This is a genomic window from Geomonas sp. RF6, from assembly GCF_021044625.1.
GTDB lineage: Bacteria > Desulfobacterota > Desulfuromonadia > Geobacterales > Geobacteraceae > RF6.
Window position 1 is genome coordinate 4419025 of the sequence record NZ_CP087999.1, and the last position, 15780, is coordinate 4434804.

General features: G+C 59.7%; 13 protein-coding genes. 12 read left to right on the forward strand and 1 reads right to left on the reverse strand.

Annotated features, from left to right (window positions below; genetic code table 11):
- Window positions 1-3 precede the first annotated feature (3 nt).
- The 5 genes from gnd to LPW11_RS18915 all read left to right on the forward strand — a co-directional run bounded on the left by gnd (window position 4) and on the right by LPW11_RS18915 (window position 6772).
- Window positions 4-1020 (forward strand): phosphogluconate dehydrogenase (NAD(+)-dependent, decarboxylating), encoded by a 1017-nt coding sequence (gene gnd, locus LPW11_RS18895; protein ID WP_230995423.1) that lies wholly within the window; start codon window positions 4-6, stop codon window positions 1018-1020.
- 51 nt (window positions 1021-1071) lie between these two features.
- Window positions 1072-2601: a glucose-6-phosphate dehydrogenase gene (zwf, locus tag LPW11_RS18900; protein WP_230995424.1), complete on the forward strand. Its 1530-nt coding sequence runs from the start codon at window positions 1072-1074 to the stop codon at window positions 2599-2601.
- Window positions 2595-3305 carry a 6-phosphogluconolactonase gene (pgl, locus tag LPW11_RS18905; RefSeq protein ID WP_230995425.1) on the forward strand — a complete coding sequence of 237 codons (711 nt, stop codon included), beginning with the start codon at window positions 2595-2597 and terminating at the stop codon, window positions 3303-3305. Before zwf ends, pgl begins: the two co-directional genes overlap by 7 nt.
- Window positions 3306-3500: 195 nt before the next feature.
- Window positions 3501-5588 carry a glycogen debranching protein gene (locus LPW11_RS18910; protein WP_230995426.1) on the forward strand — a complete coding sequence of 696 codons (2088 nt, stop codon included), beginning with the start codon at window positions 3501-3503 and terminating at the stop codon, window positions 5586-5588.
- Window positions 5589-5815: 227 nt separating this feature from the next.
- The gene (locus LPW11_RS18915; protein WP_230995427.1) at window positions 5816-6772 is read left to right on the forward strand and encodes a metal ABC transporter solute-binding protein, Zn/Mn family; all 957 of its coding nucleotides are present in this window, start codon (window positions 5816-5818) and stop codon (window positions 6770-6772) included.
- Window positions 6773-6847: 75 nt separating this feature from the next.
- Here the strand turns inward: LPW11_RS18915 and LPW11_RS18920 are convergent, their stop codons facing one another.
- Entirely contained in the window at window positions 6848-7480 is a 633-nt protein-coding gene (locus LPW11_RS18920) for an OmpH family outer membrane protein (RefSeq protein ID WP_230995428.1), read from the reverse strand.
- Between the two features lie 434 nt (window positions 7481-7914).
- Between LPW11_RS18920 and LPW11_RS18925 the strand changes: the two genes are divergently transcribed.
- The 7 genes from LPW11_RS18925 to LPW11_RS18955 all read left to right on the forward strand — a co-directional run bounded on the left by LPW11_RS18925 (window position 7915) and on the right by LPW11_RS18955 (window position 15695).
- Complete coding sequence (locus LPW11_RS18925; RefSeq protein ID WP_230998324.1) at window positions 7915-8460, forward strand: helix-turn-helix domain-containing protein; 546 nt, start codon at window positions 7915-7917, stop codon at window positions 8458-8460.
- A 112-nt stretch (window positions 8461-8572) separates the two neighbouring features.
- Window positions 8573-9778 carry a saccharopine dehydrogenase family protein gene (locus LPW11_RS18930; protein WP_230995429.1) on the forward strand — a complete coding sequence of 402 codons (1206 nt, stop codon included), beginning with the start codon at window positions 8573-8575 and terminating at the stop codon, window positions 9776-9778.
- Between the two features lie 23 nt (window positions 9779-9801).
- Window positions 9802-10932 (forward strand): carboxynorspermidine decarboxylase, encoded by a 1131-nt coding sequence (gene nspC, locus LPW11_RS18935; RefSeq protein ID WP_442899828.1) that lies wholly within the window; start codon window positions 9802-9804, stop codon window positions 10930-10932.
- A 41-nt stretch (window positions 10933-10973) separates the two neighbouring features.
- Window positions 10974-12881, forward strand: a complete 1908-nt coding sequence (speA, locus tag LPW11_RS18940) for a biosynthetic arginine decarboxylase (protein ID WP_230995431.1) — start codon at window positions 10974-10976, stop codon at window positions 12879-12881.
- A gap of 195 nt (window positions 12882-13076) precedes the next feature.
- Window positions 13077-13763, forward strand: coding sequence for a type 1 glutamine amidotransferase (locus LPW11_RS18945; RefSeq protein ID WP_230995432.1), 687 nt, complete (start codon window positions 13077-13079; stop codon window positions 13761-13763).
- Between the two features lie 502 nt (window positions 13764-14265).
- The gene (locus LPW11_RS18950; RefSeq protein WP_230995433.1) at window positions 14266-15003 is read left to right on the forward strand and encodes a PEP-CTERM sorting domain-containing protein; all 738 of its coding nucleotides are present in this window, start codon (window positions 14266-14268) and stop codon (window positions 15001-15003) included.
- Window positions 15004-15074: 71 nt separating this feature from the next.
- The gene (locus tag LPW11_RS18955) at window positions 15075-15695 is read left to right on the forward strand and encodes a PEP-CTERM sorting domain-containing protein (RefSeq protein ID WP_230995434.1); all 621 of its coding nucleotides are present in this window, start codon (window positions 15075-15077) and stop codon (window positions 15693-15695) included.
- The last annotated feature ends 85 nt before the right edge of the window (window positions 15696-15780 follow it).

The window sequence follows — 15780 nt, forward strand, 5'->3', positions numbered from 1 at the left end:
CGTATGCAAGTAGGAATGATCGGTCTGGGTCGCATGGGTGGCGACATGGTGCGCCGCCTTATCAGGGGGGGGCACGAATGCGTCGTCTTTGGACGGCGGGATGAGGTGGTCTCCGCCTTTGAAAAGGAAGGGGCAGTCGGAACACGCACCCTGCAGGATTTTGTCGCTCGCCTGGTGAAGCCTCGCGTCGTGTGGCTCATGGTCCCCGTTGCTGCGGTGGACGGGCTTCTTGCCGATATCGTGCCGTTACTCGAGGCCGGAGACATCGTCATCGACGGTGGGAATTCATACTACCACGACGACGTCAGGCGCGCCCGCGAGCTAGCCCCGCGGGGGCTCAGGTACCTTGACGTTGGCACGAGCGGGGGGATCTGGGGGGCGGAGCGTGGCTACTGCCTCATGATAGGGGGGGATGCGGAGGTAGCGCATTATCTTGCGCCGGTCTTTGCCACCCTCGCTCCCGGGGTGGCGGCCGCCCCGCGGCTCCCGGGGCGCGAGACACAGGGGAGCAGCACCGCCGAACAGGGGTTCTTGCACTGCGGCCCCAGCGGCGCAGGTCATTTCGTAAAGATGGTGCACAACGGCATCGAGTACGGGCTTATGGCGGCGTATGCGGAGGGGCTGAACATCCTGCGGCATGCAAATGCGGGAGAAGCCGAGCGAGCGGTCGATGCGGAGACGACGCCGCTGCGCCATCCGGAGATGTACCGATACGACTTCGATCTTGCGCAGATCACCGAGCTGTGGAGGCGCGGGAGTGTGGTGGCGTCGTGGCTTCTCGATCTCAGCGCACAGGCTTTCCTGCAGAGCCCGAATCTCTCGGAGTTCCAGGGACGGGTGTCCGATTCGGGTGAAGGGCGCTGGACGGCGATCGCAGCCATTGAGGAGGGTGTGCCGGCCCCGGTGCTGAGCGCCGCACTCTACCAGCGCTTCAGTTCCCGCGGGGAGGCGGATTTTGCCGACAGGTATCTGTCGGCGCTCCGATTCGGCTTTGGCGGACACCTGGAAAAGCCCGTCTGACACGTCTGACTGGTCTGACCGCGACTGGTCCGACTGCAACAGAGGAAAAACATGCCCAGAAATCTCAACCTCGACCCTGTGGTGATTGTCATTCTCGGAGCGCGTGGGGATCTCGCCCGGCGCAAGCTCGTGCCTGCGCTCTACAACCTCTTCCTGGACCGCTACCTCCCCGACACCTTCTCGATCATCGGCGTCTCCCGGAAGGAGTTGAGCGACGAGGCGTACCGCCAGCACCTGCGTGAAGCGGTGGACGAATTTTCCCGGCGCGGTCCGACAAAGGACGAGCAGTGGAACAGGTTTGCGGCAAACATTACCTACCTCTCGGAGGACTTGAGCGTTCCCCCCACCGGCAACACCCTCGGCGAGAAGCTTGCCGAGGTGGACAGCCACTGGAGCAAACGCGCGAACCGCGTCTACTACCTCGCCATCGCTCCGGAGCTTTTTGAAGCGGCGGCGCGCCACCTGGAGCAGCTCGGAGTCTGCCGCGACTGCACCCGGGACCGCATCGTCATCGAAAAGCCGTTCGGCCGCGACCTCGCATCCGCCCGCTCGCTGAACCGCCTCATCGATTCCCTCTTCGCCGAGTCGCAGATCTACCGCATCGACCACTACCTCGGGAAGGAGACGGTGCAGAACATCCTGGCCTTTCGCTTCGCCAACTCCCTCTTCGAGCCGATCTGGAACCGCCGCTACATCGACCACGTGCAGATCACGGTGGCGGAGACGGTGGGGGTGGAGTCGCGCGGCGAGTACTACGAGCGGGCAGGCGCCCTGCGCGACATGGTGCAAAACCACCTGCTGCAGATCCTCTGCCTCGTTGCCATGGAGCCTCCTGTCTCCTTTGCCGCCGATGAGGTGCGCAACAAGAAGGTCGACGTGCTGCGCGCGATCCGCCCGATCCGGCCGGAAGAGGTGCACTCGGTGGCGGTGCGGGGACAGTACCGGCGCGGCGAGATGAACGGTGAAACGGTCCCGGGATACCGGGAGGAGCCGGGGGTGGCGCCCGATTCCCTCACCGAGACCTTTGCCGCTTTAAAGCTCTTCGTGGAGAACTGGCGCTGGCAGGGGGTGCCATTTTACCTTCGCACCGGAAAGAGGCTGCACACCAAAGCCTCCGAGGTCACCATCATGTTCCGCCCCGCGCCGCACCAGATGTTTCCGAGCGCCGCCGTGGAGAGCTGGCAGCCGAACCGGATGGTGATCAGGATCCAGCCGGAGGAGGGGATCGTGACCCGGATCCAGGTGAAGCAGCCCGGCACGCGGGTGCTTCTCGGGCCCGCGGAGATGCAGTTTCGCTACCGCGAGGCCTTCAGGACGGAGCCCCCCGAGGCGTACGAGACGCTCCTTCTGGATGTCATACGCGCCGACGCGACGCTTTTCATGCGGGCGGACCAGGTGGAGAGCGCCTGGAGCGTTATCTCCCCCATTCTGGAAGTGTGGGACTCGGTTCCGCCCACTTCCTTCCCCGACTACCCCGCAGGGAGCTTCGGGCCGGAGAGCGCGGATCTTCTCATCGCCAAGAGCGGTCACAGCTGGGTGCAGCCCGTGGTGATGCAGGAGGAAGGGGTGATGAAGTGTTAAAGATTTATGACGACCACGAAACCCTGAGCCGGGCCGCGGCGGAACTCTTCGCTCAGGAGGCGCGCCGGGTCGTGCCGGCGGCCGGCTCCTTTTCCGTCTGCATCTCCGGCGGGGAGACGCCGCGCCGCGCCTACCAGCTCCTTGCCGAGAAGCCGCTGCGTTCCCACATCCCGTGGCACGGCGTGCAGGTCTTTTTCGCCGACGAGCGGCTCGTCCCTCACGCCGACGAGCGCAGCAACGTGCAGATGGCGCGGCGGGCCCTGCTCGATCACGTCCCGCTCGCCGAGTCCCAGATTCGCGCGATACCCACGGAGGGTGAGCCTGAGCGGTGCGCCTCCCGCTACGAGGCGATGCTCATGGACCACTTCGCCGGGAGACCCCCCCGCTTCGATCTGGTCCTTCTGGGGCTGGGGGGGGACGGGCATACCGCGTCCCTTTTTCCGGGCACTCCGGCGCTGGACGAAGCGGAGCGCTGGGTCGCACCGGTGTACCAGGAGGGGGCGAAGATGAACCGGGTGACCCTCACGGCGCCGATCCTCAACCAGGCGGCGAAGGTCGCTTTCATTGTGTCAGGGAGTGAAAAGGCCGCCGTCCTTAAAGAAGTGCTGGAAGGGGATGCGCAGCTCCCGGCCCGACTCATAGCCCCGGTGCGGGGTGAGCTCCTTTGGCTCGTGGACCGCGAGGCCGCCCGGCTCCTGGAGTGACACCCTTGCCGTTCCCTGCAGCATATCTCGCCTCACTCGATGTGTGAAAGACGTCATTAATGGCTTTCCCATCTCCCGTCTCTATGGTACAGCTTTCTGCAGCAGCCAGATTCATGAGTGCCGGATCGGAGGGGGACAGGCACCTTTTGACAAAGGAGCCAGTCCCCCATACTGCAGTCGAGAGGGGTAATCTCCGTGTACGGTCAAGCCTTCGTCGAGAGAAGATCGAACAACTGGGGTCGCATCGAGGGGACGCCGACGCCTCTGGGCGCGGTCTGGGTGGATCAGGGGAATGCCTGCAACTTCGCGCTCTACTCACGCTACGCCACCGGCGTGACCCTGCTCCTTTATTCCCCGCAGGACGTGGTCATCCCCGTGCTCTCCTTTCCGATGAACTATCTGAAGAACAAGACGGGGAGGGTGTGGCATTGCCGGATTCCGGCGAGCCAGGTGCCGGAAGGAGGTTATTACGGCTATCGCGTCACGGGGCCCCTCGACCCGGACCGCGGGCACTATTTCGACCCCGACAAGGTGCTCCTCGACCCGCACGCGAGAGGGGTGTTCTTCCCGGAGAATTTTTCGCGCGAGCTGGCACGCTCCGAGGGGAGCAACGACGGGAGCGCGCCGCTCGGCCTCATCCCGCGGAAAGAAGAGAGCTTCGACTGGGGCGGAGACCGCCGCCCGCTCCACGGGCACGACACGGTCATCTACGAGCTGCACGTGAAGGGGTTCACGAAGCTCGACGGCCAGATCTCCCCTGAAAAAAGGGGGACATTCGCCGGGCTGGCCGAGAAGATCCCCTATCTCCAGGAACTGGGGGTGACGGTCCTCGAGCTTCTGCCGGTGCACCAGTACGACCCCCAGGAGGGGAACTATTGGGGGTACATGACCCTCAACTTCTTCACCCCCCATGTCTCCTACGGTAAAGAGGCGGGCGCCCCCGACGCGGTGCTGCGGGAGTTCCGCGAGATGGTGAAGGCCTTTCATGCAGCCGGAATCGAGGTTGTGCTGGACGTGGTGTACAATCACACCGCCGAGGGGGACCAGCGCGGGCCGACCTACAGCTTCCGCGGTATCGACAACCGCAGTTACTACCTCATGTCCGCGGACGGGAAAGAGTACAGAAACGACGCGGGGACCGGCAACGTGCTGGACAGCTCCAACCAGGGCGTGCAGCGCATGATCGTGGACAGTCTGAACTACTGGACCCACGAGATGCGGGTCGACGGCTTCCGCTTCGATCTTGCCACGATCTTCACGCGCGACAGGGAAGGGCGGGTCAACCTCGACGACCCGCCGATCATCTCCGCCATCAGCGGCCTCGAGTTCTACGCGCCGATCCGGCTGATCGCGGAGGCGTGGGATCCTCTGAGCTACCAGCTCGGGCACGACTTTCCCGGGATCACCTGGCTGCAGTGGAACGGCAGGTTCCGTGATGAGGTACGCGCTTTCGTGCGTGGGGACCGCGGACGGGTGGCTTCTTTCATGAGCTCACTGTACGGCAGCGACGACCTCTTCCCGGACAACCTGGCCGACGCCTACCACGCTTACCAGAGCGTCAATTTCATCACCGCGCACGACGGCTTCTGTCTTTACGACCTCGTGGCGTACAACGAGAAGCACAACCTGGCAAACGGCCACAACAACGAGGACGGGGCCGATTACAACCTGAGCTGGAACTGCGGGTGGGAAGGGGACGAAGGGGCGCCGCCGGAGGTGCTGGAGCTGCGCAGGCGGCAGGTGAAGAATTTCTGCTGCATCCTCTTTCTCTCCAACGGCACGCCGATGTTTCGCGCCGGCGACGAGTTCATGAACACCCAGCACGGCAACAATAACCCCTACAACCAGGACAACGAGACGAGCTGGCTCGACTGGAATCTGCTGGAAAAGAACAGGGAGATCTTCCGCTTCTTCAAGGAGATGATTTCCTTCAGGAAGGCGCACCCCTCCCTCGGCCGCAGCCGCTTCTGGCGGGATGATGTGAGCTGGTACGGCGCCAGCGGCGGAGTGGACTACGGCGACGACTCGCACGCGGTTGCCTTCTGCCTGCGCGGCGCATCGCAGAGGGATTGCGACATCTACGTCATGATCAATGCGTACTGGGAGGACCTTCCCTTTATCGTGCAGGAGAAAAAGCCGGGAGAGTGGAGACGCGTCGTCGATACCAGCCTGCCGAGCCCGGAGGATATCGTGGACCAGAACGGGCCGACGGTACTTAGCTCCAGGAAGTACCTCGTGCGGGCGCGGTCCGTCGTTGTGCTGGTCGGCGCGGTGCCGGTGTGATCGGAAAGGAGTGGTCGGGTGATGGCCTGAAAGGCAAATCCCCCCTGTCCCCCCTTCGCAAAGGGGGGAACGTGAGGCCATCTGCAGTGCTTCGTGGCAATGTACCCACACTCCCACGGAATTCCCGGATGGACCTTCGGAAATGGGGGAACGTGATGCCCTCGACTAAGCCACGTTCTCCTGAATTGCAGAACAAGCACATTTTCACATGTCATATAGGAGGCGCTGTGAAACGCACTATTTTGGTCATGATCCTTTTGATCCTCTGTATCGCCTGTACCGTCGGCTGCACCAAAAAAGAGGCTGCGGCACCGGCTTCCGGGGCGAAAAAGCTCACTGTTATCACCACGCTCTTTCCCTTGTACGACTTCACCAGGCAGATTGCCGGAGACAGAGCGGACGTGGTCATGCTCCTTCCGCCGGGGATAGAGCCGCACAGCTTCGAGCCGAAGCCGAACGACATCGTGCGCCTCAACAAGGCGGACGTGATCATCTACACGAATGAGTACATGGAGCCGTGGGCGGCAAAGCTCGTCGGCACGCTGTCGCACGATCCTGCCATCATCGATTCGAGTATCGGGGTCAACTTCCTCAAGGGGGACGGTGGGGCGGTCGACGCGCATCAGCATGGCGCCGCGCCGGAGCACGATGGAGGGGTCGATCCCCATATCTGGCTCGACTTTGGTAACGCACAGATTATGGTGGACAACATCGCCAAAGGTCTGGTGGCGAAGGATCCGGCGAACCGGGAGTATTATCAGACGCACGCGGCGGGGCTGAAGGAAGAGCTCAGAAAACTCGATGACGAGTACAGGTCGGGGCTCGCCAACTGCCGCAAGAAGATTTTCCTGGAGGGGGGGCACTTCGCCTTCGGGTACCTCGCTGCTCGCTACCACCTCACCTACAAGTCCGCGCAGGCGCTGAATCCCGATGCGGAGCCCACCCCGGACAAGCTGGCGGCTCTCGTAAGGCTCATGAAGGAAAACCGCCTGCACTATGTCTTCACCGAAGAGCTCCTTTCACCTGCCACCGCTGAAATGATCGCACGCGAGACCGGTGCCAAGGTCCTGACCCTCAATGCCTCGCACAACATAAGCCGGGACGATCTGGAGAAGGGGGTGGGGTTTGTGCCTTTGATGAAGAAAAACCTGGAGAGCCTGCGGCTGGGACTGGAATGCCAGTAGGAGAGTTTTAAAAGAAAGGTGTGCGTCGAGACGCTCCATCGCGGGGCGTCTCGACGTATTTTCGGCGGGTGAGGCTTACTTCGCTGTGCCCTTCTGGTCGAGGAGCTTTGCCACCTTGTCGGTGATGTCCTCGGTCGTTACGGAGTCGCTGAGAAAGAGGATTTCCTCCTTGGCGACGACGACCGTAAAGCCGTTATTCCTGCCGTATTCAGTGGCGGCCGCCTTGATCCCCTTCAGCACCGTCCCCTTTACCTTGTCCTCGGCCCCCATCATTTCCTGCTCGGTCGCCCTCAGAACTTTCTGGTACTCTTCCACCTTTTTCTGAAATTCCTTCCCTTTCGCCTCACGCTGCTGCGGAGTCATGGTCGGGAGCTTCGCCTCGATCGCCTTCTTCTGTTTTTCCAGCTGGCTCTGCTTTGCCTGCAGCTTGGCGCGGGCCTTGTCGGACTTCGCTATCAATTCGGCTTTTGCGGCCTTTCCGGTCTCAGACTCTGTTGCCACCCTGGTCAGGTCGACATAGCCGACTTTGACTGAAGAAGATGGGGCGGGAGTCGCAGTCTTTGCGGAGGAAAGCGATGCAAAGACCGGAGCCGATGTCGCCGGAGCCTTCTGTGATGCCGCCGGGGCTGTTGATTCCGCTCCATAGGCGGATCCTGCCAGTAGTGCCGCGATAGCCAGGTTCAGAAGCAGCGCAACTCTTTTGTTCATGGTTCCCTCTCTCTCATGCAGAATGTGTGTCCGCTCGTGCAAGGGACAAAGCATAAAACCTTTCTGGCTCTTTGGCAATACAAGAAGGATTCTCTTTTCTTCGTTGTACCACTGACTCCTGGTCCATAAATGCGGCAACAGCCGGACTGGTAAAGGGAAATAGTTGTGCGTGAGGGAAAGATCCTAAAGGCTTCAACCTGGCATGGTCCGCTTCGGCAGGCTCGCAGGGGAGGGAGGCAGCGGTGGCTGTCACCTGTAACATGTTAACTATGTGACCTTTTCGGGTGCACTGCTGTTCGGATCATGATGTGAATGCGCTAATCTATAAACAGAAAGTATACCATTACTAAACTTTGTGTTGACGGCGGGGAATGTAACTGCTAGAGTGCGTCAGGATATACAAGATGTTTACCTTTACTAAACCGGAGGACCTCGTGAAGATCGGTGAGAGGTTGAAGCGGCTCAGGATGGTCAACTCCCTGACTCAGGAAGAGCTGGCCAGTCGCGCAGACCTCACCAAAGGATTCATTTCCCAGATCGAGAACGATGCTACGTCCCCTTCCATAGCCACCCTGAAGGATATCGTCGACGTCTTCGGCATCAGCATGCAGGAGTTCTTCAGCGAGGACATCGATCAGGACATCGTCTTTGGAAAGGACGCGCGGGTTCAGGCGACTGCGGACAGCGACGGCGTAAAGGTCGAGCTTCTCGTACCCGGCGCCCAGAACCGCGACATGGATCCGGTGCTGGTGACGCTCGATCCCGGGGAAGAGATGGATGAGCAGCCCTTTCACGAGGGGGAGGAATTTGCGTACGTCCTTTCCGGAAAGGTGCAGTTAAAGCTCGACGACAAGGTATACACTGTAACGAAGGACGAGTGCTTCTATTTTGTCTCCGACAAGAGACATTCTGTGAAAAACGTCGGGAAGGGGCAGGCAAAGCTCCTCTGGGTGGTGACGCCCCCCACGTTCTACTATTAACCAAGGCTGAAGGGTGAAGGCTGAAGACTGATGGAAAGCCGGCACGCTGCCGGACATTTTCCCCTGTGTTCAGCCTTCGGTCTGTTAAAGCTGTTTTCAAGGAGAGGCGATAATGAGCAAAGTATTGATTATAGGGGCAGGTGGAGTCGGCGGCGTCGTCACCCACAAATGCGCCCAGGCCGCGGCTACCGGCGCCATCAGCGCCATCACCCTCGCTTCCCGCACGGAGTCGAAGTGCAAGGCGATCGCCGCCCAGATAGATTTCCCGATCAAGACCGCTCAGGTCGATGCGGACAACGTTCCGGAGCTGGTGGCGCTGATAAAGGCCGAGCAGCCGAACCTCGTCATCAACGTCGCCTTGCCGTACCAGGACCTCACCATCATGGATGCCTGCCTGGAGACCGGCGTCGACTACCTCGACACCGCCAACTACGAGCCGCTCGACACTGCGAAGTTCGAGTACAGCTGGCAGTGGGCCTACCAGGACCGCTTCAAGGAGAAGGGGCTGATGGCGCTTCTCGGCAGCGGCTTCGATCCGGGGGTCACCAACGTCTTCACCGCTCTCGCAGCGAAGAAGTACCTGGACGAGGTGCACGAGATCGACATCATCGATGCCAACGCCGGCAACCACGGCCAGCCCTTCGCCACGAACTTCAACCCGGAGATCAACATCCGCGAGGTGACCGCTCCGTGCCGTCACTGGGAAAACGGCGAGTGGGTCGAGACCGCTCCCCTTTCCACGAAGCGCAGCTACGACTTCCCCGAGGGGATCGGCCCGATGAACATCTACCGCATGTACCATGAGGAGATGGAGTCGCTGGTGAAGCACATCCCCACCATCAAGAAGGCGCAGTTCTGGATGACCTTCTCCGACAATTATCTCAAGCACCTGGAGGTGCTGCAGAACGTCGGCATGACCCGCATCGACGAGGTCGAGTACAACGGCCAGAAGATCGTGCCGCTGCAGTTTTTGAAGGCGGTCCTTCCCGATCCGGGGAGCCTCGGGCCGCTCACCAAGGGGCGCACCTGCATCGGCGTAGTCGCCAAGGGGATCAAGGACGGGCAGAGGAAGCAGGTGTACATCTACAACATCTGCGACCACGAGGCGTGCTTCAAAGAGGTGCAGTCCCAGGCGATCAGCTACACCACCGGCGTCCCGGCGGTCGTTGGAGCCCTCATGATGCTCACCGGCAAGTGGCACGCGCCTGGCGTGTGGAACATGGAGCAGTTCGATCCGGAGCCGTTTTTGGCGACCCTCGCGGAGATGGGTCTTCCGTGGCAGGTCGTTGATGGCGGCGACTGGCTGGAGCTTACGTAGTGACAAAGCTGCACGTTGAAGAGATGACGCGTCTCGCGCCATCCCCGGCGTTCGTGGTTGACCTCGGCCGGCTGCGGCACAATCTCGCCATTCTGGACGATGTGCAAAAGCGCAGCGGCGCGAAGATCCTCCTGGCGCTGAAGGCCTTTTCCACCTGGTGCACCTTTCCGGTGATCAGGGAGACGCTGCACGGCGTCTGCGCGAGCTCGCCGTGGGAGGCGAGGCTCGGCCGCGAGGAGTTCGGCCGCGAGGTGCACAGCTTCTCCGCCGCCTTCAAGGAAGAGGACGTGCGGGAGCTGCTCCAGACCTCCAACCACCTGGTGTTCAACTCCTTCAACCAGCTGGAGCGTTTTCGCCCCCTGTGGGAGAAGGAGGCGGGGCGTGTCTCCATCGGCCTCAGGGTCAATCCGGAGCACACCGAGGGGCACACCGAGATCTACGACCCCTGCGCCCCGAAGTCGCGCCTGGGGATCCCGCGCGCGGAGTTCGAAGGGCGTTCCCTCGCAGGGGTGGAGGGGCTTCATTTCCACACCCTGTGCGAGCAGCTTTTCGAGCCGCTGGAGCGGACTGCCGCGGTTTTCGAGGAGAAGTTCGGGGAGTTCCTCCCGGGGATGAAGTGGCTGAACCTCGGGGGCGGGCACCACATCACCCGCGAGGGGTACGACGTGGAGGGGCTGATCCGCCTCATCAAATACTTCCGCGAGAAGTACGATCTCGAGGTTTACCTGGAGCCGGGTGAGGCAGTCGTCATCGGCACCGGCATCCTGGTGAGCGAGGTCCTCGACGTGGTGCACAACCAGATGGACATCGCCATCCTCGACGTCTCCGCGACCTGCCACATGCCGGACATCCTGGAGATGCCGTACCGCCCCGAGATCGAAGGGGGGGCGGAGGCTGGCGTAAAGGCGCACACCTACCGTCTCGGCGGGCCTTCCTGCCTTGCCGGGGACGTCATCGGCGACTGGTCTTTCGACACGCCGCTCCGGCCGGGGACCCGGCTGCCGTTCCTGGATATGTCGCACTACACCATGGTGAAGACGACGACCTTCAACGGCATCCAGCTGCCGCACATCTGTACCTTTGAGCCGCTGACCGGTGAGCTGACGGTCGTTCGCAGCTTCGGCTACGACGATTTCAAAAGCCGCCTGTCCTGATACTTTCACTCACACTCACGCTCGACCCGGTGAACTGAACGATGCCCAAATGGAATATCAACGAATCGGCGAAGATCTATAACATCAACAACTGGGGTGGAGGTCTTTTCTCCATCAACAAGAAGGGGAACATCTGCGTGCACCCTTCCCCAGAGTCGAAGTACTCCATCGACATGAGGGCGTTGGTAGACGACCTGATCAAGCGCAAGATCAAGCCGCCAATTCTTCTGCGTTTCATGAATATCCTCGAGGGGCGTATCGCCTCCATCAACAGGGTTTTCAAGAATGCCATAGCGGAAAACAAGTATCCGGCGAAGTACCAGACCTTCTACCCGATCAAGGTGAACCAGCAGCGCCAGGTCGTGGAGGCTATAGCGAACTTCGGCAAGAAGTACAACATGGGGCTCGAGGTCGGCTCCAAACCTGAGCTCGTCGCCGCGATCTCCATGTCCGCCGGGAATCCGCTCCCGATCATCTGCAACGGCTACAAGGACACCGAGTTCATCGAGACGGTATTGTACGCATCCCGCGTCGGCTACGACATCACCATCGTGGTGGAGAAGCTTTTCGAGCTGGAAAAGATCGTGGCGCTCGCCAAGCAGACGGGGATCAAGCCGAAGCTCGGCATCAGGGTGAAGCTCTCCTCCAAAGGGATTGGCAAGTGGGCGACCTCCGGCGGTGAGGACGCGAAGTTCGGCCTGAGGATCTCCGAGATCATCGCCGCCATCGACATGCTGCGGGCCAACAACCTCCTCGATACGGTGAAGCTTCTCCACTTCCACGTGGGGAGCCAGATCACCAAGATCGACAAGATCAAGAACGCCCTCATCGAGGGGACGAGGATCTACGTGGAGATGAAGAAGCTCGGGGTCAATCTCGAGTTCCTGGACATCGGCGGCGGGCTGGGGGTCGACTACGACGGTTCCAAGTCGAGCTACTTCTCCAGCGTCAACTACTCCCTGGAGGAGTACGCGAACGACATCGTGTACCAGGTGAAAAACATCTGCGACGAGGCGGGAATCGACTGCCCGAACATCATCTCCGAGTCCGGCCGCGCCACCGTCGCGCACTACTCGGTGCTGGTGACGAACGTCCTCAACAACAACACCCAGACGCTCATGCCGGACTTCGAGTCGATCCTCTCCGACAAGGAGAAGCTCTCGCCGACCGTCAAGAAGCTGGTGGACATCTACAAGAGCATCGACCGCCACTCCCTGCGCGAGGACTACCACGACACCATCCAGCTGATCCAGGAGTCGGTGAGCCTCTTCAACCTCGGCTACCTCAACATGAACGAGCGCGCCAATGCGGAGTGGATCTGCGGCAAGATCATCAGGAAGATCAGCAGCATCGTGGAGAGGATGAAGCCGGTGCCGGACGAGCTGCAAAATTTCCAGCTCACTCTGCGCCAGACGTATTTCTCCAACTTCTCCCTCTTCCAGTCCATCCCGGACTCCTGGGCGATCGACCAGCTCTTCCCGGTCGTCCCGATCCAGAGGCTGGACGAGAAGCCGGACGTCCTTGCCTCCATCGCCGACATCACCTGCGACTCGGACGGCGAGATCACCAGCTTTGTGGGGGCGAACGGCAGGACGAAGGCGCTGCCGCTGCACAAGATGGCCAACGACGAGGACTACTACATCGGCTTCTTCCTGATCGGCGCATACCAGGAGATCCTCGGCGACATGCACAACCTCTTCGGCGACACGAACGCCGTGCATATCACCTTCAACAAGAAGACGAACTACAAGATCGACACAGTCATCAACGGGGACGCAACCTGGGAGAGCCTCAAGTACGTCCAGTACGACAGCAGCGAGATCCTGAAGAGGGTGCGCAACAACCTGGAAAAGGACGTGGCCCTGCAGAAGGTCTCCATCGAGGAGAGCAGCCACTTCCTGGAGCTCTTGGACAAGACGCTGCAGTCATACACCTATCTGGGCGAGTAGTGATGCTGGAGCCCTGAGTAAATTGAAAAGGAGAAGAGGCCGGATGTGCTCTTCTCCTTTTTTTGTTGTGGCTGGTTGATTGAAGCGACGGCAGAGGAGCTTCCTCCTTTTGACTTCGATCAGGGAAAATGTTCACCGCTTCTGCTACAGTCGGCACACTGGAAAAGCCATTCTTCACTGAAAGGACACCAAGAGATGAGAGCGCATTTTTTACAGCATGTCCCGTTCGAGGGGCTGGGGTACATCGGCACATGGCTTGAAGGGGCGGGGGCTCAGGTCACCGGCACCAGGTTTTTCGCGGGCGAGCCGCTGCCGGAGCTGGAGGGAATAGACCTTGTCGTGGCGATGGGCGGGCCGATGAGCGTGAATGACGAGGCCGCATTTCCCTGGCTTGCGGCGGAGAAAGCGTTCGTGCGTGAGGCTGTGGAACGGGGGACCGCGGTGCTTGGAGTCTGCCTCGGCGCCCAGCTCATCGCTAGCTCGCTCGGTGCCGCCGTCTACCGCAACGCACAAAGGGAGATCGGGTGGTTTCCGGTTTCGGCTACTCCTTCGGCGGGGGCGTTCCGCTTCCCGGAAGAGGCGGTCGTGTTGCACTGGCACGGAGAAACCTTCGATCTCCCTCCCGGCGCCGTGCTCCTTGCTCGCAGCGCAGGATGTGAGCATCAGGCATTTCAGATCGGGGAGAGGGTCATCGGCCTTCAGTTTCACCTGGAGATGACCCCGGAGGCAGTGGAATCGATAACGGAGCATTGCCGTGACGAACTGGTGCCGGACGTCTATGTACAAAGTGAGGAGCAACTGAAGGAAGCCTCACCCGAAAGGTACGCTGCGGGGCACGCAATGATGGGAGAAATCCTGTCCTGTCTGACGCGAGGGCGCTGACCTTCTCATTCCTGTGGAGAGCTGGACAAAAGGGCGAGCCGCTGTGGTATCGCCTTTTTCTTCTGCCAATTAAAGATGATCTTTAATTGAGAATCTGGCCAAAAAGGAATTATAAACTTGCTGGCCCCGCCGCACCGATTGCACTTTCCCCTTCCGTGTTAAAAAAATTAACACAATTTCCACCCGCCTTTACACTTTTACACATCCCTCTTATGACCGACTGGTCGTCTCTCCGTCGTCATCCCTTCCAGGGACTGCATCCGAAGTCTCTAGTAACTCCCTGATTTGTCAAAATTCCTGTGGCACCCTTATTGCCTTTATCCTGTTCAGAAGGAAAAGGTTCACGGTTATATTGGCGTCGGCAAAGATCAATAAATTTGGAGGTGATAGCTCATAGATGTGAGAGATGCGCAGATTGCAGTGACGGCGTGTGATGCAGAGGTTTCTACTATCATTATCGCAGTTGGGTACAAGCGGCAGTAAAGAGAAAAGGAGGCTCAAAATGAAGTCGTCAATTCTAGCTTCGATTTTGGTTTTATGTGCTGCAACGGCAAATGCCTTTTCACTGGATCTAACCTCCCCCGGTGCGGTTGGTGTGATAGACGGGGCGATATTTCAGCAAGTAGATCCGCTGGGGACCGGAAGTGGTGCAATCGACTCCTTCGTGCGCATCCAGGAAACGGGTACCGAGCAGGGGTACAACACCAGTGGGGGGACGCCCTTCGACACCAAGTCCGGACAGGCTGATGGAAAGAACTTCACTCACGATGTCCAACTGGGAGACATCCCTGTTGTCGGGGATTACCGCGCTTTCCTGCTGGATATTAACGAGACGGGCGGTTCCGGGGAGACGCTTTCGCTGTTCAGTCTGCAGTTCTTCCTGCGACCCACTGGGGGGGCAACAACGGAGAATCTCGCGGATTTTGGGACACCCGTGTGGAGTCTTGACAGGCTGACAGACAATGTGATCGAGCTCTTGAACAACTCCGGCAGCGGCGCCGGTGACATGCTGGCCTACATCCCGAACAGCGTATTTGCTGGCGCCAGTGAAGATAGTTACCTTATCCTCTACTCCGCCTTCGGAAGTCCGAACCCATCAGATGACGGGTATGAAGAGTGGGCCACTGTTGAGCGCGCGCCGGTTCCCCCTGTAGTCCCTGAACCTGGCACAATGATGCTCCTAGGATGTGGCCTTTTCGTGGCTACTCTCTACAGCAAACGCCGCATGACGGCTGTATAACCTTCGGGTATTGCAAGGCAAGAGGGACGATGGCCAAGACATCCTAATCTCATCTTCCAAAAGGACGAACCATGAAAAAAATAACCACTACTTTTATATTGGTCCTGACATTTGCAACGAACTGTTTTGCTGTTCCTACCTACCACTATGATCTGACACAACCAGGCGGTATTCTGTATGGGACGGTCGACGTTTCTCTAAATGGGAGTGGTGCCTTCTTCGACATAAGGTCCAACATGGCAGATGGGCATTTTTTTCTAAACTCCAGCATTTTCAACTTCAACCAGACTGGTGGGTTTGTCAACAATCTAACCCTCCTCAATGAAGACGGGATTTATCTCAATCCTTCCCTGTACAGAATCGATTACTTCACGAGGCCGAACAGGGGGAATGTTTCCGAGTTTGGGAGTTTCAACACCCAGGTAAACAACATTAGGGGGCAGGCGGGGGACCGCATTCGCGAGATCACCTTCCAGTTGGGGGGGAACTGGACGGATGCCGCCTCCGTACTCTTTGAAAACACCGCTGGCTACGCAGTCTCCGCCCATGTATGGGATGGCTCAAGAACCTTCTTTATCGGAGACGGTCAGTATCTCCCCCCTCCGACTGTGCCTGAGCCTGGGACAGTCTTTCTTCTATGCGGGGGGCTCGCATTTGGGTGGCTTTACCGAAAGCGCCGCGCAGCAGCTTAGCGCAGCATGCGCGTTACGCGAAACGGCATAACACAAAGTGGTTCAGGAAAAGAGGGCGATGCATGGAGAGCATCGCCCTTTTCCG